Raw genomic sequence first — 21734 nt, 5'->3', positions numbered from 1 at the left:
TAGACCTTACACTTCTCCATCATGTTCCCAATAAAAGAATATAACATTAGTTATCTAGCACTATTTATACACGGATTTTTGGGTACACAGTCACGATTGAATCTAGTATCCAGTTCACTTTTGAATATTCAGATATTTTAGTAATATTAAATAAAAGTAAATAAAAAGGTGATAAACAGATGTGCAAAAATAATAAAACAATCATAACAATGAATAAATATTATGTAAGACCTGGTGACGAAATTGAATTTATGCCAAAAGAGGATAAAGTAAGAGAAATCAGACCGAATTTTGTAAAAGGAGTTGTAACAAAAGTTCTTTCAAACTCTGTGATTGTAGATATGAGAAATGATCGTAACCATCGAAATTATTATGAACATGATCACACTGTAATCAATCATAAAAAGTATAAAATTTTAGCTTCTATTGCAAAAAGTTAAACAAACTTAATTTCCTAGAAAATAGCCTTAGCCCAAATTAAAGGGATAAGGCTATTTTTTTTAAACATTCTTTGGATTCTATAGGCCTATTTCTTCCTAACATTTTGCTTCATACTTTGAGAATAACAGTGACTATAAAATTAATGTAAAAAAGTTGCGATAAGGTGAAAACCTACAGCATTTTTTTTTCACTGAATTACCACTATTTATGTAAAAGATACTATTTGAACTATATTAGAATATTTATAGGTTGTTTTTCGCTCAGAAATCCGAACGAATTTGTTGATACTATCGTGTTAATTGATCAGAGAATAATTCCCCAAAACATTAATAAAAAGTAACAGAATATCATCGCACCTATCTTTAAAAATGACTTTCTATTTTGATATATACCATATATCCATAGCGTTGTAAAAATACAAAACCAATTTGTCTGAAAAGATAAGGATCATTGAGTACATCAAATATGTTTATGATTAAAAACAATAAAACTATTAAAATTGGTGCTACAACTATTAATACTGGCTGCTTCAGAATACTTACCACCTTTTATTATTTTTTAATCGGATACTAATTTACTAAATTATACTTTAAATTTTTTTTGAAAGGAGAATAAATTATGAAAGGAAAGTGAATCTTAATGTCAATAAATAAAAGATTAATTAATGAGAATAGTAGATTAGTTTTAGAGCAGGTAGAAACTGCTTTTTTTTTGTTTTAAGAGGAACTAAGGAACTAATCGGGAATTACCACTTGTATTACAATCGATCATTCATATCATGCATGAATACATATGCATGCCATATAAAGAATAGATTTCAAAAAACAGTGAAAAAACACGAAAATTGTAATATTTATCATAATTTAGTAATAATACATTACGTTTTTTAATAAATTCAGTCTTTAGACCGTTTTTTTCAATATCTTAAATTGTTAAAATAGAATTAGATTTAGAAAATATTGGAAATAAGGAGGACGTAATGAAAAAGGCAATTGTACAAATTAAGAACTTATCAAAGGAAATAAAGGGGAAGAAGATTGTTTCTGATTTAAGCTTTGATATTTTTGAAGGCGAAGTTTTTGGCTTCTTAGGTCCAAATGGAGCTGGTAAGACGACGACGATCAGGATGATGGTTGGTTTGATGAATATTTCTGAAGGTGACGTTGTCATTAATGGTCATAGTATTAAGTCCAACTTTGAAGAAGCAATTAAGAATGTAGGGGCAATTGTAGAGAATCCAGAATTGTATAAATTTCTAAGTGGTTATGATAATTTACTGCAATATGCTCGAATGGATAAGAATGTATCAAAAGAGAAAATTGATGAAGTTGTAGAACTAGTAGGTTTAACTGGAGCTATTCGTCAAAAAGTTAAAACATATTCTCTTGGTATGAGACAGCGTCTTGGTCTAGCTCAATGTTTATTGCATGACCCGAAGGTTTTAATTCTTGATGAACCTACGAATGGACTTGATCCAGCGGGTATCCGTGAAATGAGGGATCACCTGCAGCTTCTTACGAAGAAAAAAGGAATGGCCATTATTGTATCGAGTCACTTATTAGCAGAAATGGAAATGATGTGTGATCGAATCGGCATTATTCAACAAGGTAAGCTTATAGATGTACAAACTGTAACAGAGCTTACAACTGAAGATGTCCAAACGTATTCAATTGAAGTGAATAATAATGAAACTGCACTTAAAGTATTATCTAAACATAATGCTCAGTTAGTTGATGGAGAAATACATATTGAATTAACGAGAGAAGATGTACCGAATGTAATTGAGTTATTAGTCGAAAATCGCATTCGCGTATATGGATTTAAAGCAAATGCAAAAACATTGGAAGATCGTTTCTTAGAAATTACGAATGTTTAACAACTCTTTAATTTGTTGATGCTTTAGAATTTCAAAAAGAAAGGGACTTAGAATATGTTAAAATTGATTCAAAATGAATGGATAAAGATTATTAAAAGACCAGGTACAATCGTGATGGTTGCTCTCATTATTTTACTAGTAGGAGCTATGGGTTCATTTGTAAAATATAATGAACATAAAAAAGAGCAAAATGCAGACCCGAATTGGAAGCAAACATTACAAGTACAAACTGCAGAAGATAAAAAACAATTAAAAGGTATAAATGATAAAAATGACCCTGAAAGAAAGTATTTAGAACGATCAATTGCAATTAATGAGTACAGAATAGATCATAATATTTCACCAAATGAAAAGACAAATGTTTGGACTTTTATGGATGTTTCATCAAGTTTAATTATTTTAGTAGGACTATTTACGATTATTGTTTCTGCAAATATTGTGGCGAGTGAGTTTAACTGGGGTACGATTAAGCTATTACTAATCCGTCCGTTTTCTAGAAAAAAAATAATTATGTCAAAGTATTTAACTAGTATTCTATTTGGTTTTGCTATGTTATTTATATTATTTTTAGTTTCGAATCTACTTGGTTTAGCACTTTTTGGTACAGGAAGTGGGAATACTTCATATTTAGCATATGTCGATGGCCATGTTGAAGAGCAAAGTAGACTGATCTATTCTGCAAAGCTTTACGTAATGAGTTTCATCGAAACATTTATGCTTGCTACGATGGCGTTTATGGTTTCAACAGTATTTAGGAACAACACAATTGCGATCGGTATTTCAATTTTACTATTAACAGTCGGAAATACGGTAACAGTTATTTTGGCTGGATTCTTTGATTGGACAAAGTTTATCTTATTTGCCAATACAAACTTAATGCAGTACGTCAATGGTAATCCACCAATTGAAGGAATGACAATGACATTTTCAGTAATTGTATTAATAGTCTATTTTGTTATTTTCCTTGGATTATCATTGGTTGTATTTTCAAAACGAGATGTAACAGCTTAAATTGTTAGTGTTTTTTTAAGTACTAATTTCATTGAAAAAGCCTTATTCGAAGTGAAGAATAAGGCTTTTTTTCATGTTTCTAAAATAATGATTGTATTTTTTCTTTCATCATTTCATTATACAGGTTCAATGCTTGGTCATACTCTTTTTCTTCAAAAAATTTAGTTAATTCTTCGTACTTCTTAATATGATTTTCAACTGAACTTCTTCTATAGGAATAATATTTACTTGCAATAATCTCAAATTTATTTTGTAAAGCTCCGATTGTTTCCATCATTAAATCATTTTGGCTTGTTTGTAAAATAAGATTATGATAGCGATTTGCTTCTTCGTAGTATAAATCATGCTCTTCATCAGCAACCGCATTTTTCAATAACTGAATGCATTCATTCATTTCATAAATTGGAAAATCAAGCATTTTCCTTTTAGCTTTTTCAATGCTTCCAATTCCTAAAAATAAACGACATTCTAAAAAATTAACGATATCAATCAAGGTAATTTGAATGTTTTGCACCATTGAGCCCTGGTTTTTAAAATGTTTAACCAAACCAGTTGATTCCAATTTGACAAGCGCCCTTCGGATAGGGGTTCTACTCATGTTCAAATCATTTACAAGTGATGCTTCAGTTATATAAGTACCAGGAGAATATTTACCTTGTATTATAGACTTTTTTATTTCTTCATAAGCTTTTTGTTCAAGTGTTATATTAGGCAATAAACTCACCATCCTACTTTCGGTGTTATTTTTGTGCACAGCGAAACAAGAGTGCGATTTGATCTAAAACCACTCATGTTTCGTTAACGAGCCACTATACTCACAATTCTAATGTAATGTACCGCAGCTTTCACTAAACCTTTTTTCTAGATTGAAGAAAAGAAAAAGTGTTTGAAATAGAACGAATATTATACACAAAGTATACAATAAAATTGACAAAATAGTATAGAAAAATATTTATTTCAATAATATGGTAAAAGAAGAGATTATTTAATAGGATTTATCAATTTGTTTAATGAAATGAGAGGGATTTTTGAAGTAAATAATTCGAGGTATTATTAATTTTGTATAAAGATTGTATACAACTATAGTCATTATAAATACATTATCGATAATCATTAAAAAACATCTAAAGCCTTAAAAGCTTTAGATGTTTTTACACATTAGAACATTAAATCCATAAATGCTTCTTCTTTCAGTTGAGTTAATATTTCAGTTGCTTTATCAAATTCAGATACTTCCACACGATCAACAAGAGAGTTATATAAATCAATTGTGTTTGGAATTCTAATTTTTCTTACATTAAATACATTAGAAGACGTTGCTTCTTCAGTAAATCTTTTCCATAAATTATCAAGCATTTCGATGATTAAATTGTTTTGAGAATTTAGTAAAAATGTTTTATAAAACTCAGTTAACGCACTGTGATATTTGTGGGCATCATCTTGATGATATGCTTTTTCCATAGAGGCAGTAATTTCTCTAAGTAGTTTAACATTAAATGGAGTATGCTTCCTTTGGGATTTTTCTACACAAAATACAGCAAAGCACCATTGAATTTCAATCATATTTATTATTTCTTGTAAAGTGAAATGAGTATATGTAACAGTCGTTCCATGAAAGTTATTATGTGATAACAACCCTTCGGATACAAGTCTTCCAAGTGCTCTTCTAATCGGTGTTCTGCTCATTTGTAATTCAGAAACAAGTGCAGTTTCTTTCAAATGCATACCAGTTTGATACTCACCTGATAGGATCAATTTTTTTAATTTTTCATATGCAATTTGTTCTAAGGTTTTCTCTTTTGCCATTTTATTCTCCTACTATAAATGTATTAACTATTTCAATAAAAGATCTTCTTAGTTTAATCCTTAATAGTATACATTAAAAATCCAATTGATAAGCTTTATAAAAAAATATTTCAATTTTTTGTAATGAAACAAAGGTAATTTTTAATCTATATATCGGTTTAAAATACCAACTTTATATGTTCAATGAATTAAACGATGTATTTTCTTCCATTTATTAGAATAATTTCCATTCCCTTATCAAATCATAAAATAAAATCAAAATAGGGGAACGGTATGAGAACTTATAAAGATGGTATGAAAAAAGATTCCTCAAATGAAAATTGGATTGAAGAATTATCGAAATCAAAGGATTTTATTAAATTTAAAACTTCTAGTGATCTACAGAATGACAGTTATTATAGTGTGTATTTTTACCGAACGTTAATTAGGTCTGAGATCATGCATGAACAAATACTTCCATATTTGACAAAGAATTATACGCTTGAAGAATTGATGTCTCAACTTCCAGTTCAACAACTTACCATTACTTCAGATAGTTCTAAAATTAAAAGTAAACTGCTAAAGGGCTATACGGCAATTCAGTATGGTGATAATTTAACTGATTCTTTACTTGTTAATATTTCGAATAATGTATCCAGAACAATTGGTCCTCCTATAATGGAAGCTACTACTCTAGGTCCACAAGTTGGATTTGTAGAAGATATGGATGTAAACATCAATTTAATTCGAAATAAATTACCAATATCTGATCTTTATATTGAGGAATTGGTAGTTGGGAAGCTATCAAAAACGAGTGTTGCTGTGATCTATATAAGTGGAATTGCTGATGATGAAAATGTTAATACAGTTACACAGAGGATAAAAGATATCCAATATGATCATATTCCGGATAGTTCATTTATTTCGTCTATGATTGGTGATAACACGCATTCTATTTTTCCACAATCGATTCCAACAGAAAGACTTGATCGGACAGTCGGAGGTTTAACTGAAGGGAAAATCGCCATTGTTGTTGACGGTTCTCCAAATGTTCTTCTTACACCTGCTTTAATAGATGAGACTTTTATTGCGATGGAAGACTACTATGTCAATTGGGTACTCGCTACATTTTTCCGTGGTCTAAGAATGTTCGGTTTTGCACTTTCGATTTTCATAACGGCTTTTTATGTTGCAGTTTTGACCTATCATTATGAGCTAATTCCACCTCGCTTACTTGAATCATTAGTCATATCTAGAGCATCTGTACCATTTCCTCCAATTTTTGAGGTGTTATTTTTAGAAATTACGATCGAGTTAGTAAAGGAAGCTGGACTTCGATTACCATCAAAAATTGGACAAACCCTTGGTATTGTTGGTGGTATTGTAATTGGGCAAGCTGTTGTAGAAGCTAAGCTTACGAGTAATATTCTCTTAATCTTAGTAGGACTTGGTACACTTGCATCCTACACATCTGCAATCTATAAATTTAACAATACGATTCGATTTATAAAGTTTCCAGTCATCATAATGGCTCAGCTAATTGGGCTTTTAGGGATTTTTATGGGCTTTATCTATTTAATGACGCACTTGCTCCGATTAACCTCTTTAGGAAGACCCTATATTGGAACGTATCCATTTAGGAAAACGTCATTTAATGATTTGTGGATTAGATTACCATTTTCAAAACAGAAAAAAAGACCTGCGAATTTAAGACCAGCTTCACTTTTTCGATCAACAAATGATATAAAAAGACCTGGTCCACCGAGTGATTTTGATGAATAAAAAAGGGGAGATTTATTAATGGCATCATATAGAAGACAACAAGTTTCACCGTATCTCCTATTTTTTATTATTACAAGCTCTCAAATAGGTGTTGGTGTTTTAGGGTTTCAACGAATCATCGCAAAAGATGCTGGTTATGATGCGTGGATTAGTGTCATAATTGCTGGGTTTGTTGTTAATATAATTGTTTGGTTTATGTATAAATTGTTAGTGAATGCAAAAGGGGATATTATTGATGCCCATAAGCAATTTTTTGGTAATATTATCGGACCAATCTTAAGTCTAGTCATTCTAACCTATTATGTAATTTTATCTATTTCTGTTTTAAGATTATATATTGAAATCATTCAAGTTTGGATGTTTCCGTCTATATCAACGTGGCTATTATCGAGTATCATTTTATTATTATGCTATTACATCGTATCAGGTGGGTTTCGTGTAGTAGTCGGAATTGCATTTCTATCTGGAATCTTTACAGCAGCGCTTTACGCTTTGCTATTTCATTTGCCACATAAATATATACATATGGATAATGTTTTACCTATTCTTGATCATTCGTTTAAAGATTTGCTATTGTCTGCAAAAAATACAATTTATACGATTTCGGGGTTTGAAGTATTACTAATGGTTTTTCCATTTATTCGAAATGGAAATTCTTCTCAAAAATTTGCACAATGGGGAATCGCTTTTTCAACTTTAGTCTTTACTTTATCGGCTTTTACAACATTTTTACTTTTAAGTGAAAAACAAATTGCACATGTAATCTGGGCGAGACTCTATATAGCTAAATTAATTCATTTTCCATTTTTAGAAAGATTTGAATATATACTAATTTCCAGTTTTTTAATTAAGGTTATTTCAATTTTAGCTCTATTATTATGGAGCTCAAGCAGAGGTTTAAAATTAATTTTTAAATGGAAGCAAAAGTATACATTAATATTGATTAGTGTAATTAGTTTCATTGTTTGTCAATTACTTGAAACTCGATATGAAATTAATGCATTTGCAGATTATACAAGTAAAATTTCTCTATACATTTTTTATGTTTACATACCACTTTTTTCAATCCTTTTTATGATCATGAAGTCTGGGAAAGCAAAATGAAAAAATATCTTCTTTTATCTATTGTTTGTATTGGATTATCTTTAAATGGCTGTGCACTTGTACCGTCTGCGAATGTAAATGAACTAAATATTATTGAAGCAGCTGGGTTTGACCTTCAAAAACCGAAACAATTGAAAGGGACTGTTGTTTTTCCTGTGTTTCGACCAACTGGACAGATCGAATTTAAAGTGTCTTCTGCAAGTGGAGAAACAATAAAAAAAGTAAGGGAAAGATTAGATAGCCAAATGAGGTATCGGTTAATGTCAGGTCAGATGCGAGTTGTTACATTCGGTCTGGACTTAGCCAAAAAAGGTTTTTTTCCAATTGTTGATACGTTTAATCGGGACCCGGCCGTTGGGAATATCATACAATTAGCGATCGTTGATGGTGAATCAAGTGATTTACTTTCATTAAAACAGTATAAAAATGAAAACATAGCTTTATATCTTCACGATCTCCTTGTACACAATTCGGAGGCTGGACCTTTTCCCTATACCGATTTTTCAACGTTTGTCTATCAATATTTTGAAGTAGGGCAGGATCCGTATTTACCGGTGTTAAAAATAGTAGATGACAAAATTAAATTGAATGGTATTGCAACTTTCAAAAGAGATAAACTCATAACAATTATTCCATGGAAGTATGCTTTCATTTTTAAAGGAATGAAAGAAAATTATAAACAAGGATTACATCAGTTCAAAATTGATGGAGAATATGTAGCAATTGATAATATAAAATCTAAAAGTAAATATGAAATCAAAATCAAAAAAGGAAAACCAGAGTTTACAGTTCATTTGAAGATGAAAGCCAGAATCCAAGAATATACCGGTGAAAAACCAATCGTATTGCCTAAACATATTAAACAAATAAGTAAGGCAATTGAAAGAGATGTTGAAAAAAATGCACAGGAGCTTATGTCACTCCTTCAAAAAAATAATGTAGATCCGATTGGTTTCGGATCAAAATTAGAAGCACATCAAAGGGACTTTGATGGGAAAAAATGGAGGAAACAGTATTCGAGTGCAAAAATTAAAGTAAAGGTTGATTTAGATATACTTCATACGGGAATTGTTGAATAGGATTATTTTTCGAATGAACAAAATAGAACTATTAAAACGCGAATGGAACTAAAAAAGGACGTCTTAAGGTCAGGTCATTATGGGCTTAATGACGCCTTTTTTTATGACCTTCTTTCTTCAAAAATGTAAAGTTTTATTGTATTAAAATTGTATACAAACTCCTTGGGAAGTATGTTAATATAATATTGCAAGAAGGGTAAGAATAAGAGTATTTAAGTAAAGGTAATTCCTGGAGGGGATTATGCTTTTTAAAAATATTTTAATAACACTTACAATCATCATTAGTTTTTTCTATTTAACCTCTTTCATCTTATGGGGAGAAGCAAGACAAAGGTTTGCAGGAAGATCGAAATTAAAAGAATTTTTTATCGGGATTCTATTGAGTGGATTAACGATTTTATTATTAAATTTCCCAATTTTCACAGACCATGGAACAAATATTCAAATTAAAGCACTTGGAATGGAAATTGCAGCAATCTTTTTTGGGAATATTACTTTAGTAACAATGTTCTTTTTCGATATTATTGCTTTTTATTTTATTAATGGATTTAACTATGTTTACTTAATTGATACACTTTTGCTATTGTTTGTTTTATTTTTTGGATTCTATATGAATTATCAAAAATGGGATGAAAAGAAAAGAATTCTTATTTTGACCCCTATTATCATTTTATTTAAATGTATTGGTTTTTATTTAATCGATAAATGGATGCTAAGGCCGATTGGTGACATTGTAGTTGGAAGGTTACTTCAAACGATGGGGTTCTGGATTTTAATGTATGTTCCAGCATTATTATTAAGTTACTTTATAGCCTATCAAACACGTAATACAGAAATAAAATTAAAGAAGATGGAAAACATCGCAAATGTTGATAGTCTAACCGGACTATATAATCGTAGATACTTTGAAAAACAACTTTTAAATGGATGTTCTAAATCCTATGACACATCATTACCAATGACATTATTAATGATAGACGTGGATCATTTTAAAAAATATAACGATTTATATGGTCACCCAAAAGGTGATGAATGCTTAAGAAAAGTTGCAACTAGTTTACAATTAGAGATGACAAGCGAATCGGGCATTGTTGCACGGTATGGTGGAGAGGAATTCTCAATCTTGTTACCGAAATCAGATTTGAATGATGCAATGAAAATAGCTAATCGTTTATGTGAAAATATAAAAAAGTTAAAGATTGAACATGAGCAATCAGAGAAAAAATTAGTTACATTAAGTATTGGTGTCGCATCATTGATTGCTGAAACTGAACAAGATTACTTAAAGTTAGTGAAGCAAGCTGATCAAGCATTATACAAATCAAAGCATAATGGAAGAGATCAAGTGAGTTGCTAAAAAAAGAATAAGGTTAAATGAAAAAACATCTATTTATCACTTCAGAAAAAGGTGATTTAAGATGTTTTTTTTGCTGCTTTATTTTATAAGTGGATTTAAATTAAAATGGTTCAATGCATCGCTGACTAAATCGATATCATAAATGTTCTTCTCTAAGAAAAATTTTATGACTAAATCATTTAAATCGCTGTCTGATAATGTATAGCCTGCAGAACTTAAGAGTTCGCTAACTTCAATTTTATCTAATTCAAGTGCTAGTGATAAAGCGATTATTGTATTTTTCTTTGGAAGGTAATTAGGAATGGAGCGGATTTTTGAAAAATGTTTTCGATCAATGCCCGCCTTTTTATAGATTGATGGATCACTGACATTTTTTTTATCAATAAAGTTAAATAAGAGCTCTCTAAATGTTGGTTTCAGTTTATTTTTAATAAATGCTTCAATCTCTATATTTTCTAAAGGCTCAGCAGCATACACTTCATTTTTACTAAAACTTATTTCTTCTATTTTTACTTCTTCTAAATGGCGTTTTACATATATTTGTAATTCAAACAATAATTCTTGGTTAAGCATTTAAAATCCTCCTTCCAAAATGTCTCTTTTAAGGCGACCTACCTACTAATTAATTCAGTTACTATTATAACATCAAGAACTAAGGGGCTGATTTAGAATGAACAGTAATAAAACAGAAATTATATTTTTAATCGATAGAAGTGGTTCAATGGCTGGACTTGAAAGTGATACGATCGGTGGATTTAACGCATTTATTAAAAAACAAAGTAGTTTTGATGGAGAAACAAATGTAACAACAGTGCTTTTTGACGATCAATATGAAGTCTTATGGAGCGGGATAAGTGCACATGAAGTTAAACTAACGGAGAAAGAGTATTTTGTAAGAGGGTCTACCGCACTTCTAGATGCAGTAGGTAAAACCATCTTAAATGTAGGAAACAGATTATCTTTATGTAGCGAGAGGGAAAGACCTGGTAAAGTCATTTTTGTTATTACGACTGATGGGTTGGAGAATGCGAGTGTTGAATTTACGTATTGTAAAGTGAAACAGCTTATTCGTCACCAACAAGAAAAGTATAATTGGGAATTTATTTTCATGGGAGCAAATATAGATGTAGCAAAAGAAGCAAGTAGCCTAGGGATTTTAAAAGAAAATGCTTATACTTTTGAATCTTCTAATGAAGGTGTTGAAAATATGTATAGTGTAATATGCGAAGCGGTGTCAGAAAAAAGGATTTAATTTTATTCAAATCTAGTAAGCTTTTTTGGCTTACTAGATTTTTTTATTGTAAATAAAAATTCTTTAATGATAAAACAGCAGTTAGAATAATAATGTTAGAATAGGTACATAAAACACATTTAGAGGAGAGATGTACATATGAAACAGCAAAGCTTAGATCATCACGTTAGATATCATCCAGTTTTCCACTTTTTTGGAGCACCATTAGCGTTAATCACGCTCATTGGTTCAATCGTTAACTTATGCAACGCGATAAAAAATAGCGATCATATTTGGTTAGCAGTATTTATTTTAGTTACTTCGCTTTTATTAATTGTTTCGTTTTTTCTAACAAGACTTTATTCGAACAAAGTGCAAGACCGTGTCATTCGAATGGAAGAAAATTTTCGTCACTTTACGCTAACTGGTAAACCGTTAAATCCTCAATTAACAATGGGGCAAATCATTGCATTACGATTTTCAAGTGATGAGGAATTTGTAGCGTTAAGTGAAAGAGCGGTAAGTGAAGGACTGAGTTCGAAAGAGATTAAACAAAATATTAAAAATTGGCGAGCGGATGAGTATCGCGTTTAATTTTGTGTTAGGGACCTAGTTTAGGTCCTTTTCTTTTTTAGAGGGGGTTTGTTAAATTGAAATGTTGATTTTTGAACTAAAAAAGGTTGTCTAATTAGACAACCTATTGGAACTCTTATGTAATTAATGCATGCGTTAGGAAAAGCATTTTAACATTATTATTTCCAAGCTTCAACGTTCGAGAATGTTTCATAATCAAAACCTGAAATGTATTCAAACTCTTTACCCATTCGTTTTGAATATGCTTCTGACGCTAATGATAGTAATGGCTCAAAAGAGTTATTCTTTGTCATTTTTTTGGGGTTATTTAAAACCAACTCATAAAACTCTTGACCTTTAGCAACAACAAAGCATCTACTATATAAGAATAAATCTGGAGAGAAATTAGATTCATCTTCACTAAATGAATTTTCACCGATGTTTTTGGCGTGTTCTTTTGTATCTAATAAATAAAGCTTATACGCAAGATTTTCTTCAAATTGTTTAATATCCTTTACGCTTGTTTTTGAAAGTTTTTCAATAGCTGGACTTAGAATTTCTTCATCATGTTTAGCATTTTCAAGTTCAAAAAGTGAAATGATTGACCAAAATGTATCATCATTCATCATTTTTTTAGGTTTTTGAGGTTTTTTTAGAAATTCTTCTCTTTCTTTAATTTGCTCTTCAAGAATTTCCCTCTCATAATTTTCACGATCATGAAGCCATCGCCATTCATAATAGACAGGGTTAGCTATACTTGGATGCCATTTTCCACCGTATGATGAACTTACTAATCCTTTTTCATAATCCGAAACAGGAGAATTTCCTATATAAATCATATCTTTGTGCAACTTTCCATCTTTCCAAAGTAATTCTTCTTCATTTTCATAAAGAAATCTATTTGATCTCAAAATCTCATTTATTTCTTTGTTTTCTAAGGTTGGTAATTTAATGTCAATATACTTTGAAATATAAATTAAATATGATTTTTCTATTCTATTGATAACTTTAACTGTGCCATATCTTCCATCAGGTAATTTACATGCATAGATATCTCCAAGTTCTATACTTTTATTTCTCATATATTGTTATATCCTCCATCTTTTGCAGTCATCTTTATCTAATGTATCTAATAATTCCATTTAACTATTATTACATATTATTATTTGAACTTAAATTTGAAATATATCCCCTTTTCTTATTTAACTAAACTGCCATTTAGTCCAATAAAAAATGACCGACGAATCGTCGATCATGTTGTTAAACTAATTCATTGCGTTAGTTGCATATTACCTATGAAGTTTTTATTAATTAATATTTATAGATAACAAAGAAAAACAAAAATGTTGGAAATGTAATAACACTTATCCATTTTGGAAATTTCATATTAAATTTACCTAAAATTTTTCTGATAATATCCTCAAATAAAACAATAAAATTTAGCATCAAAAACAGCATTAAAAAGATTAATCTAAAAGAACCTTTTTGTGAAAATAATGAACTCAAGATCAATAGGAAAAAAATCTCAGCTAGAAATTCAGCTAAATCATATTTTCTACCATTATTTTTAAAAAGCCACTTTATATATTTCTTTAATAATGTCATGACTCGATTCTATTCCAGGAATTGCCACAAGAATGGCTGAACAAATTTTCGCTGAAATTGGAGCAAATGTTGGCGATCAATTCCCTTCCGCATCAAATCTATGTTCATGGGCAGCATTGGTCCCAGGTCACAACGAGAGTGCGGGAAAAAGGAAATCTAGTAAATCTAAAAAGGGAAATAAATATTTAAAATCGGCTTTAGTAGAAGCAGCTCAATCAGTAAGAGGATCTAAAAACTATCTTGGTGCACTGTATAGGCGTACAGCTGGACGAAAAGGACAGAAAAAGGCAGCAATCGTAGTTGCGCACGCAATGTTAAGGATTGCATATTACCTTTTAACTCGAAAAGAAATGTACGTTGACCTAGGAGAAGATTACTTTGATAAGCAAAGACAAGAATCTATTGTCCGCCATTCTGTACGAAGACTAGAAAACTTAGGTTACACAGTGAATATAACAGAAGCCTCCTAGTCTATTAGATCAGTCCATATATCACCTAATAATGAGTAGCTACACTTTTTTAAAAAACGAATGAGCTGCTTCTATTTAGTGTTGCCTTTTTACTCATTTTTCAGAAGTTTATTTTCATGGTAGTTGAATAAGGTATTCCATAATATTTAATTTATCTACTATTAACTTCATAAGCTGTTCTAATTCCAGCTTCAATCGCACCTTGCATCCAACCTGGTGTAGTAGACGAGTGTGATCCTGCGAAATGAATTCTCCCTTCTGGAGTACTAATATATTGACCCAATTCTTTTACCTGGTCGGGTTTAAACATGACAAAAGCTCCACCAAAATAAGGAAAATCAGACCAATTATGAGAATATCCTATTAAAAACTCCGAAAACACTTCATTTCCAAATATATACGAAAGATCATTCAAAGCAATTTTTATACGTTCTTGTTGTGTCATATTATCCCAGATACTAGAATCATCTTCCCATGTGTAACTAGCTAACATAATCCCCGTACTGACCGACGACCCTTGACCATGACTAGGAAAATATGAAAACTTGATTGGTAAATCAGTCGTTATTTTCCCGCCATATAATCCATATTTTTCCCAAAATCTCGTTTTAAATTGAAGACCTATTTTAGTTGAATTAGCATAATGTATCTTTCTAATAACTTTTCTCTTTTCATATGAAATAGACTCAAACGGAAGTAAATCTACAAAATTCAATAATGAAAAAGGAATTGTTGAAATAACAAAATCGCTAGACAATTGATGCTCAGTACTAAGTATTTGATTTTCTGTATAGATTGTTACACTTGATTCTTGTTGTATAATTTTTTTTACTCTTTGATTAGAAACAATGTCATCTTTAAGCTGTGGTAAAAATCCATTAATAAGATGATCTGTTCCCCCTGTAATTTCATAAAGTTTTAGATCCTTTGTTAGGAGTACTAAAACTTCTCTTAATATTGCAGTAAATGCAAGTTCAGAAAATCCTTCTAATCCAACAAAAGCTTCTACCAAATTGATTGCTTCAGTTGATAGTGATACGCCAACAGGGTTATATTTTAAAAAGTTTGCCATCGAATAATGATCATACAATTTAATAACGATATCCCAGTTCTTCTCAGGATCTTGGTTAATAAAATCAATAACTGGTCCAACAGCTAATAAGAGTAATTCTGTTGCAGTTTTTCCTTGTTCACTTGAGGTTAGTTTAAAGTTTAATTGGTCTGGATTTGCTTCATAATTTTTTTGGTTTGTTAATACATTATTGATGAAAATCAGATCATTAGGAGTACTATTAATAAATTCATTTACTTGTAAATTGAATTTTTTTATATATTCCATAACTAAATAATGAAAAGAAGGTATACGCATTGCACCAAGGTCTATATATTGATTATTAATAAAAGGTTCCCTTTTGGTGTAAATTCTCCCCCCAATTCTGTTATTTGCTTCAATAATGATAACCTGATGTCCAGCTTCTTTTAAAAGTGAAGCAGCAACTAAACCAGAAATTCCTGCACCTATAATGGTTACATGCTTTGGAGAGTTCGTTTTTTCTAATCCATTTTGAATAATGGAAATCATTTGATCCATTGAAAGCAGTAATTTTTGAATCAAAGCTATCACCTCTTCTTGCTCTTGAATATGTCTCATTAGAATGATATTCGTTTACAAGTTGAAGTAGAATTTCCAAAAAGTTTTTATAAAATGATTCAAGATATAATTAAATTCTTGTTCAACTATACTGCCATTTACTGGAATAAGAAAAAAGCCATCGAAGCAGCTTGAGGTTGTTCATTTGATGCAAGTTAGTTAAGCTATTCTAATTACTCGCTCAAAAGAAACGCCTAGATAACGATATTTTATAGTAATTCTATTTATTTTTTTATTATGTAATATGCTGAGCTCGTATACTTTATCTTTTGCTGATGCCGTACCTTGATATTGCTTCTTAATCAAATTTTTAGGTGATATATCTGGTTTTAATACGATTGATTGAACTTTAGTATGTTGTTTTTCAAAATCAAATACCTTGGAGCTATCATACTCTTGAAATCCAACTCCAACTCGAATCTTTGTTCTTTTAGGAACTTCTTCATTATTTATCAATATTTTATATAGATGAATATCACTTAAACCTATATTACCAATTTCGATCGCTATTTCTTTTCCATTATCACTCGGAACGATTCTACCCGTTTCAATTGGCGATTTTTGTTTTATTAAAACAACGTATGCAACCACTAGTATTATTAAAAGTAATACACTAACAATAATTCTCTTCAAAGCAACTATTCCTTTCACAGGTCTTTCTATTAATTAAGAATTAAATACTAATTGAACCATCACTCCACCAAATAAAAAACTCCTCTAATGATGGTGCAATCCGTGTTCGACTATCGTCTTCATGATTCCATACATAGATATCATCTTTTTGTATGTGATCGTTAATGATTGAAAATCCAAAAAATCACCATTTCCAGCGTCCGCGAAAAATAATAAACTATCGAAATTCATGTAACAATCTTTATAAACTTCTAGTGTTCTTCGCTCAATATTTTCTTCTATTATGTCATTCGAAGGCCAAAATCTAACGCCTCCACAATCGAATCCATTTGTTTCTTTTAAAATATTAGCTAATTCATTTGTAATTTCCAGATTAAACTTTTCGTTAATTTCTTCTAACTGTTCCTGAGTCGCTAGTTCATTAAACAACGAATCTTCTGAGGTTTTATTAATTAAGCTTTTACACATGTTAGTAATCCTTTCTAACATCAAATAAATAGATATATCTGAATTATTATAACATTTAATATGCAACTAACAGGCCATTGACTTGAATAAAAAAGTCAACAATCTACTCAAACAGAGCCTTTAGAAAAAAACACATTGTAGAAATTGTTTATCTATTGTAATTTATGTAATTTCCTTTCTCAGATTTTGAAATAGTCATTACAAATAAGAGGAAGGGCTAAATGCCTAGTAATATGGGCAATTTACTTTGATAAGAGTTGGAGAAAAATCCCTTTTTTTGGTATTTGCTCAGTAATTTTAGTTAAATACCTGTAATAAACATGCGATGAAAGGAAATGATTTAACATCTCCTTGTTACTTTTTTTGAGGAAAATCTATGTTACGATTAGTGAAAATTAGCAAATAAAGGAACCTGGAGGGGAAAAAGAAATGATTAACAAAGTTAAAGTTACAACCATTTTAGCAGCTGCTGCACTCTCAGTATCTGTAAGTGCTAATGTACAAGCTGCTACTGTCACAGTAAAAAAAGGTGATAATCTATGGGATCTATCACGGGCAAAAAATACAACCGTTGAAAATACTAAAATGTTAAACGGGCTAAATGGAGACTTAATTCATCCTGGTGATAAACTAATCATTACACCAGAAAAACATTATGAAGTTATAAAAGGTGATACATTATGGGATATTGCACAAAATCATGATGTAACAGTATCGCAAATTCAAGAATGGAACAATATACATACGGATCTAATTCAACCTGGATTAAACCTGAAAATTTTTGAAGGCGTAAAAAATATAGCTCATTCAGAAATGACAAATACAAATCTAGCAACAAATTCTGAAAATACTTCAACAGTGAAGTCAGTACAAGAATCTCCAAAAGCTGCAGCTCCATCAAGAGAAGATGTTCCTAAAACAAAGGAAATTGTACCATCAACAAAAGAAAGCGCAGCAATAACAAAAGAGAGTGTACCAGCAGCAAAAGAAAGTGCACCAGCAACAAAAGAGAGTGTACCAACAACAAAAGAAAGTGCACCAGTAACAAAAGAGAGTGTACCAGCAACAAAGGAAAGTACACCAGTAACAAAGGAAAGTGAACCAGCAACAAAAGAAGATGCATCAACATCAAAAGAGAGTGCATCTAAAACAAATGATTCAGCTGGTTTAAAAGTAATAACAATGGAAGCATCTGCTTATACAGCTTCTTGTAAAGGTTGTACTGGTATTACTGCTACTGGAATCAACTTAAAAGAGAATCCAAATACAAAAGTCATTTCAGTAGATCCAAGTGTAATCCCACTAGGAAGTAAAGTGAATGTAGAAGGTTATGGTGTAGCAATTGCCGGAGATACTGGTGGAGCTATCAAGGGAAATCGAATCGATGTATTTATACCAAATAAACAGGATGCGATTAAGTTTGGTAGAAAACAAGTAAAAGTAACGATATTAAACTAATAAAAAAAACACTGAAACGATAAAAGTAAGAGGTTTCAGTGTTTTTATTTTGCTATTCGAGTTTAGTAGATAACTACCGGTTCATATGTGCTTAGATTATCATAGACTGTTTTCATTAGACTAGGTGGAGTGTTGACGCAACCACCGGATCCTGCAGCTAGATAGGCATTGCTTGACCAGTTACTTCGCCAGCTAGCATCGTGGAAACCTTGACCACTGTTCGTGAATGGTGCCCAATAATCAACCTTAACTTCATAAGAACCAAGACCTACATGTGAGCCCCTAAGGATTGAAGGTGTACGTTTATAAAGGATATACCAAACTCCTTTTGAAGTATCTTCACCGGTGACGTGTTTACCAGTAACGACATTCGTTGTGATAACCAATTTGCCATTTTTATAAAGCCAAATACGCTGTTCTGAAATCGACACTTCAGCATATGTATCGCCAATCCCATTGTTCGAGGTCGTATTATATCCATAACCTTCATTGTTCCAGCCATTACCGATTATATTAGTAGGAGTGATCGATTTTTCTCCTGTTTCAAAAGCCTGCTGAACTAGTGTTGATTCTTTATCAACATCTAATGCCCAGCCATAGCCTTCTCCTTTAACTGAGATGACAGATCCTGAATGTGTCTTAAATGTAAAATTTTTATTTAATGTAGATTGAGTATTATTTACTTCAGCAATCTTGTTTTTAAGATTACTAGAGTCGATCGTAACTTTCATATCCTTTGACACAGAAGCATTTTGAATTAATTCACTCGCGTTTAAAGAATATACTTTATCTTGAACTTTATACTGAACTGTCCGCCCTAGTAGTTCTTGAAGTTTTTTCTTTTCATTTTTCACAATTTGATTTTCTTCTTTAATTGGTTGTATGTATACAGGTTTTAGACGGATTATACTAGTATACTCTTGTCCCTTATAGTCTTTTAATAGACGATCGACATCATATTGCTCTCCGCTAATGCTTTTAGAGACGATAATATTACCTTGTTTTAATTGAACAGTTGCATCTTTTGGAGCTTTTAAGCCCTTATTAAGAGTGAGGAGCTTATCTTCAATCTGTTTATTCATTGTTTGAATTTGATCTTCATCTCGTTTACTCGGCACTAAAGAATAATTTTTTTCTTTTGATGAAGGAAAAAACGTTCTTTGGTTTTTTACTAATTTTTTAATAGCCGGCAGATCATTTTCCGTAAAGTTCATTTTTGTATCTTTTCCATCCAAGATTTTCTGGTCGCCAACATAAACGATGTTTTTAAGTTCGCTAGTTTTTAATTTTTTTAATGCTTGGTCAGCATTCAGTCCACCTAAATTTATACCGTTTACTTTGATTTGAGCATTAAAATGATTAGCCCGATAGCTGAACACAATGATGAGTGTAATAATAATAATGATGCCAATCAAAATGAAATGCCAAGGCAAAGACCGTTTAAATGATCTTCTTTGTTGAATATTATTTCCTTTTACATTTAAAGTACTTTCCAAAACAATTCCTCCCATAACCAAGTAGTCCATCTATCAATGTTTACTGAAAATCAGATTAGAATATTACAATTATATTACATTATTTACTTATATGTGACTATTCTACAATTTTCTCTGGTAGAACTTTGTCACAATTTGTTTTGATGTAGAAATTATTTCCTTTTTTTATTTTGAACATGCTAAGAGAATGTCTTGGACTAAAAAGTGTAAATTTATTATATAATGGTTCACCATAATTCCAATAATATTTTTCTATCTACTATTTAAGTATAAGATTATTAGATTTACGAATCTATTAGTGTATTGAGTTTTATAAGACTCTTAAATTATTATTCACTATATTATATTTGTATATCAAGTTTAGTAGCCTGGCTATTAGATATACCTTTCAAAGTAGCATTTTTGAATGAGACGGAGTTGAAAATAATAGTTTACTAATGTATCATTATTAATAATCTGAATATTCCGTAAAGAAAAGAGGGATAAGTAAATGAGTAAACAAATTCCTGAAAAATGGTGGAGTCAACTGAGGGTGCCAGCTATTTCTGCACCTATGTTTTTAGTTTCTGGTCCTGAGCTAGTAGAGGCAGCATGTTTAAATGGTGTAATTGGATCATTTCCAGCACCGAATGCTCGCCCGATTGAGGTGCTTGATCAATGGATGGGTCAATTAAATGATCACCTTGCTTTGGCGCGCGCAAATGAGCCGGAGCGTAAAATTGCACCATGGGCAATGAATATAGTCGTTCATAGTTCTTATAGTAGATTACAAGAAGAGCTTGAGCTGTTGAAAAAACATAAGCCTGAGCTAGTCATTACTTCTTTAGGTTCTCCAAAAGTAGTGGTTGATATTGTACATAGTTATGGCGGACTAGTATTCTCAGATGTTAGTGATATGAAGTTTGCTAAAAAAGCTGCAGAGGCTGGTGTAGATGGACTTATTTTAGTTGCATCAGGTGCTGGTGGTCATGCTGGAAATTTAAATGGATTTGCGTTCGTTGATAGTGTTCGTACGTTCTGGGACGGCATTATTGTGTTAGCAGGTGGTATTTCAACTGGTAAAAGTATATTGGCTGCACAAGCTGCGGGTGCTGATTTAGCTTATATGGGAACACGGTTCATTGTTGCGAAGGAAAGCTTAGCAAATGATGAATACCGTCAAATGTTAGTTGATGCAACCCAAGATGATATCGTCCTGACTGATGCATTCTCTGGTATTAAAGCGAATATGTTAATTCCAAGTATAGTGAAGGCTGGTCTTGATCCTGAAACATTGAAAAAGAAAGATAAAGTCGATTTCGATGGAATGAAAAATGAATCGAATGCAAAGGCTTGGAAAGAAATATGGTCTGCTGGTCATGGTGTTGGAGCAATTACAAAAATCAGTCCAATTGCCGATATTATAGATGAACTGGAAGAAGAGTATAGTGCGGCAGTTAATAAACTGAATCAAAATGCTGAGAAATTAAAATCAACGGTAAGTAAATAAATAGTATTGTAAGCGTTCTACTTTCATATCGTGAATCTATTGTTTAATTATCATTTTACGATTATAATAAACTTATTGAGATGGAATCATAGTATGGGGAAATGTTATGACTCTATCAATTTAGTAAACAAAAAATGGATTGGTATGTTAGTACGATTTGCTAATAAACTATTCCACCATGAAGACATTAAACCTATTTATCGGGTATGTGTTATTTCATGGTGG

At 31.1% G+C, this 21734-nt stretch carries 19 protein-coding genes and 1 pseudogene; 12 read left to right on the top strand and 8 right to left on the bottom strand.

Annotated elements, in window-relative coordinates:
* Nucleotides 1–179 precede the first annotated feature (179 nt).
* The 3 genes from AB1282_RS23515 (at nt 180) to AB1282_RS23505 (ending at nt 3328) form a co-directional block, all read left to right on the top strand.
* Nucleotides 180–440 carry a DUF2187 family protein gene (locus tag AB1282_RS23515; RefSeq protein WP_390313070.1) on the top strand — a complete coding sequence of 87 codons (261 nt, stop codon included), beginning with the start codon at nt 180–182 and terminating at the stop codon, nt 438–440.
* 980 nt (nt 441–1420) lie between these two features.
* Entirely contained in the window at nt 1421–2317 is an 897-nt protein-coding gene (locus AB1282_RS23510) for an ATP-binding cassette domain-containing protein (RefSeq protein WP_429900627.1), read from the top strand.
* Between the two features lie 54 nt (nt 2318–2371).
* Entirely contained in the window at nt 2372–3328 is a 957-nt protein-coding gene (locus tag AB1282_RS23505) for an ABC transporter permease (RefSeq protein ID WP_390313068.1), read from the top strand.
* Nucleotides 3329–3407: 79 nt separating this feature from the next.
* Here AB1282_RS23505 and AB1282_RS23500 read toward each other — a convergent pair whose 3' ends face one another.
* Nucleotides 3408–4043, bottom strand: a complete 636-nt coding sequence (locus tag AB1282_RS23500) for a GntR family transcriptional regulator (RefSeq protein ID WP_056475712.1) — start codon at nt 4041–4043, stop codon at nt 3408–3410.
* Between the two features lie 443 nt (nt 4044–4486).
* A complete protein-coding gene (locus tag AB1282_RS23495; protein WP_429900626.1) occupies nt 4487–5134 on the bottom strand; it encodes a GntR family transcriptional regulator in 648 nt (215 codons plus the stop codon).
* 273 nt (nt 5135–5407) lie between these two features.
* On the opposite strand from AB1282_RS23495, the gene AB1282_RS23490 reads away from it, so the two are divergent.
* From AB1282_RS23490 to AB1282_RS23475, 4 genes are all read left to right on the top strand, one after another.
* Nucleotides 5408–6895 carry a spore germination protein gene (locus AB1282_RS23490; protein ID WP_429900625.1) on the top strand — a complete coding sequence of 496 codons (1488 nt, stop codon included), beginning with the start codon at nt 5408–5410 and terminating at the stop codon, nt 6893–6895.
* 18 nt (nt 6896–6913) lie between these two features.
* Nucleotides 6914–7999: a GerAB/ArcD/ProY family transporter gene (locus AB1282_RS23485; RefSeq protein ID WP_056475703.1), complete on the top strand. Its 1086-nt coding sequence runs from the start codon at nt 6914–6916 to the stop codon at nt 7997–7999.
* Complete coding sequence (locus AB1282_RS23480) at nt 7996–9078, top strand: Ger(x)C family spore germination protein (protein ID WP_429900623.1); 1083 nt, start codon at nt 7996–7998, stop codon at nt 9076–9078. Before AB1282_RS23485 ends, AB1282_RS23480 begins: the two co-directional genes overlap by 4 nt.
* Nucleotides 9079–9319: 241 nt before the next feature.
* On the top strand, nt 9320–10435 hold the full coding sequence (locus AB1282_RS23475) for a GGDEF domain-containing protein (RefSeq protein WP_429900621.1): 1116 nt from the start codon (nt 9320–9322) through the stop codon (nt 10433–10435).
* Between the two features lie 78 nt (nt 10436–10513).
* Here the strand turns inward: AB1282_RS23475 and AB1282_RS23470 are convergent, their stop codons facing one another.
* Entirely contained in the window at nt 10514–11008 is a 495-nt protein-coding gene (locus tag AB1282_RS23470; protein ID WP_429900619.1) for a hypothetical protein, read from the bottom strand.
* 97 nt (nt 11009–11105) lie between these two features.
* On the opposite strand from AB1282_RS23470, the gene AB1282_RS23465 reads away from it, so the two are divergent.
* Complete coding sequence (locus tag AB1282_RS23465; protein ID WP_429900617.1) at nt 11106–11687, top strand: vWA domain-containing protein; 582 nt, start codon at nt 11106–11108, stop codon at nt 11685–11687.
* A gap of 138 nt (nt 11688–11825) precedes the next feature.
* Nucleotides 11826–12260 (top strand): DUF6526 family protein, encoded by a 435-nt coding sequence (locus AB1282_RS23460; RefSeq protein ID WP_429900615.1) that lies wholly within the window; start codon nt 11826–11828, stop codon nt 12258–12260.
* Nucleotides 12261–12418: 158 nt separating this feature from the next.
* Here the strand turns inward: AB1282_RS23460 and AB1282_RS23455 are convergent, their stop codons facing one another.
* Nucleotides 12419–13321, bottom strand: coding sequence for a DUF4240 domain-containing protein (locus AB1282_RS23455; RefSeq protein ID WP_429900613.1), 903 nt, complete (start codon nt 13319–13321; stop codon nt 12419–12421).
* Nucleotides 13322–13855: 534 nt separating this feature from the next.
* Between AB1282_RS23455 and AB1282_RS23450 the strand changes: the two genes are divergently transcribed.
* Nucleotides 13856–14314, top strand: coding sequence for a transposase (locus AB1282_RS23450; RefSeq protein ID WP_429901213.1), 459 nt, complete (start codon nt 13856–13858; stop codon nt 14312–14314).
* Nucleotides 14315–14465: 151 nt separating this feature from the next.
* On the opposite strand, the gene AB1282_RS23445 is transcribed toward AB1282_RS23450, so the two are convergent.
* The 3 genes and pseudogenes from AB1282_RS23445 to AB1282_RS23435 form a co-directional block, all read right to left on the bottom strand.
* Nucleotides 14466–15929, bottom strand: a complete 1464-nt coding sequence (locus AB1282_RS23445) for a flavin monoamine oxidase family protein (protein ID WP_429900611.1) — start codon at nt 15927–15929, stop codon at nt 14466–14468.
* Nucleotides 15930–16124: 195 nt separating this feature from the next.
* The gene (locus tag AB1282_RS23440; RefSeq protein WP_429900609.1) at nt 16125–16598 is read right to left on the bottom strand and encodes a hypothetical protein; all 474 of its coding nucleotides are present in this window, start codon (nt 16596–16598) and stop codon (nt 16125–16127) included.
* A gap of 40 nt (nt 16599–16638) precedes the next feature.
* Nucleotides 16639–17066: pseudogene (locus AB1282_RS23435) on the bottom strand (SMI1/KNR4 family protein).
* A gap of 429 nt (nt 17067–17495) precedes the next feature.
* On the opposite strand from AB1282_RS23435, the gene AB1282_RS23430 reads away from it, so the two are divergent.
* Nucleotides 17496–18524 (top strand): LysM peptidoglycan-binding domain-containing protein, encoded by a 1029-nt coding sequence (locus tag AB1282_RS23430; protein ID WP_429900607.1) that lies wholly within the window; start codon nt 17496–17498, stop codon nt 18522–18524.
* A gap of 62 nt (nt 18525–18586) precedes the next feature.
* Here AB1282_RS23430 and AB1282_RS23425 read toward each other — a convergent pair whose 3' ends face one another.
* Complete coding sequence (locus AB1282_RS23425) at nt 18587–20050, bottom strand: L,D-transpeptidase family protein (RefSeq protein WP_429900605.1); 1464 nt, start codon at nt 20048–20050, stop codon at nt 18587–18589.
* A gap of 460 nt (nt 20051–20510) precedes the next feature.
* Between AB1282_RS23425 and AB1282_RS23420 the strand changes: the two genes are divergently transcribed.
* A complete protein-coding gene (locus tag AB1282_RS23420) occupies nt 20511–21509 on the top strand; it encodes an NAD(P)H-dependent flavin oxidoreductase (protein ID WP_429900603.1) in 999 nt (332 codons plus the stop codon).
* The last annotated feature ends 225 nt before the right edge of the window (nt 21510–21734 follow it).

The sequence above is a fragment of the Gottfriedia sp. S16(2024) genome (genome assembly GCF_050473765.1).
Classification (GTDB): domain Bacteria; phylum Bacillota; class Bacilli; order Bacillales; family Bacillaceae_G; genus Gottfriedia.
Note: the sequence above shows the minus strand (reverse complement) of the source record. Positions and strands in the feature narration are given on the sequence as shown.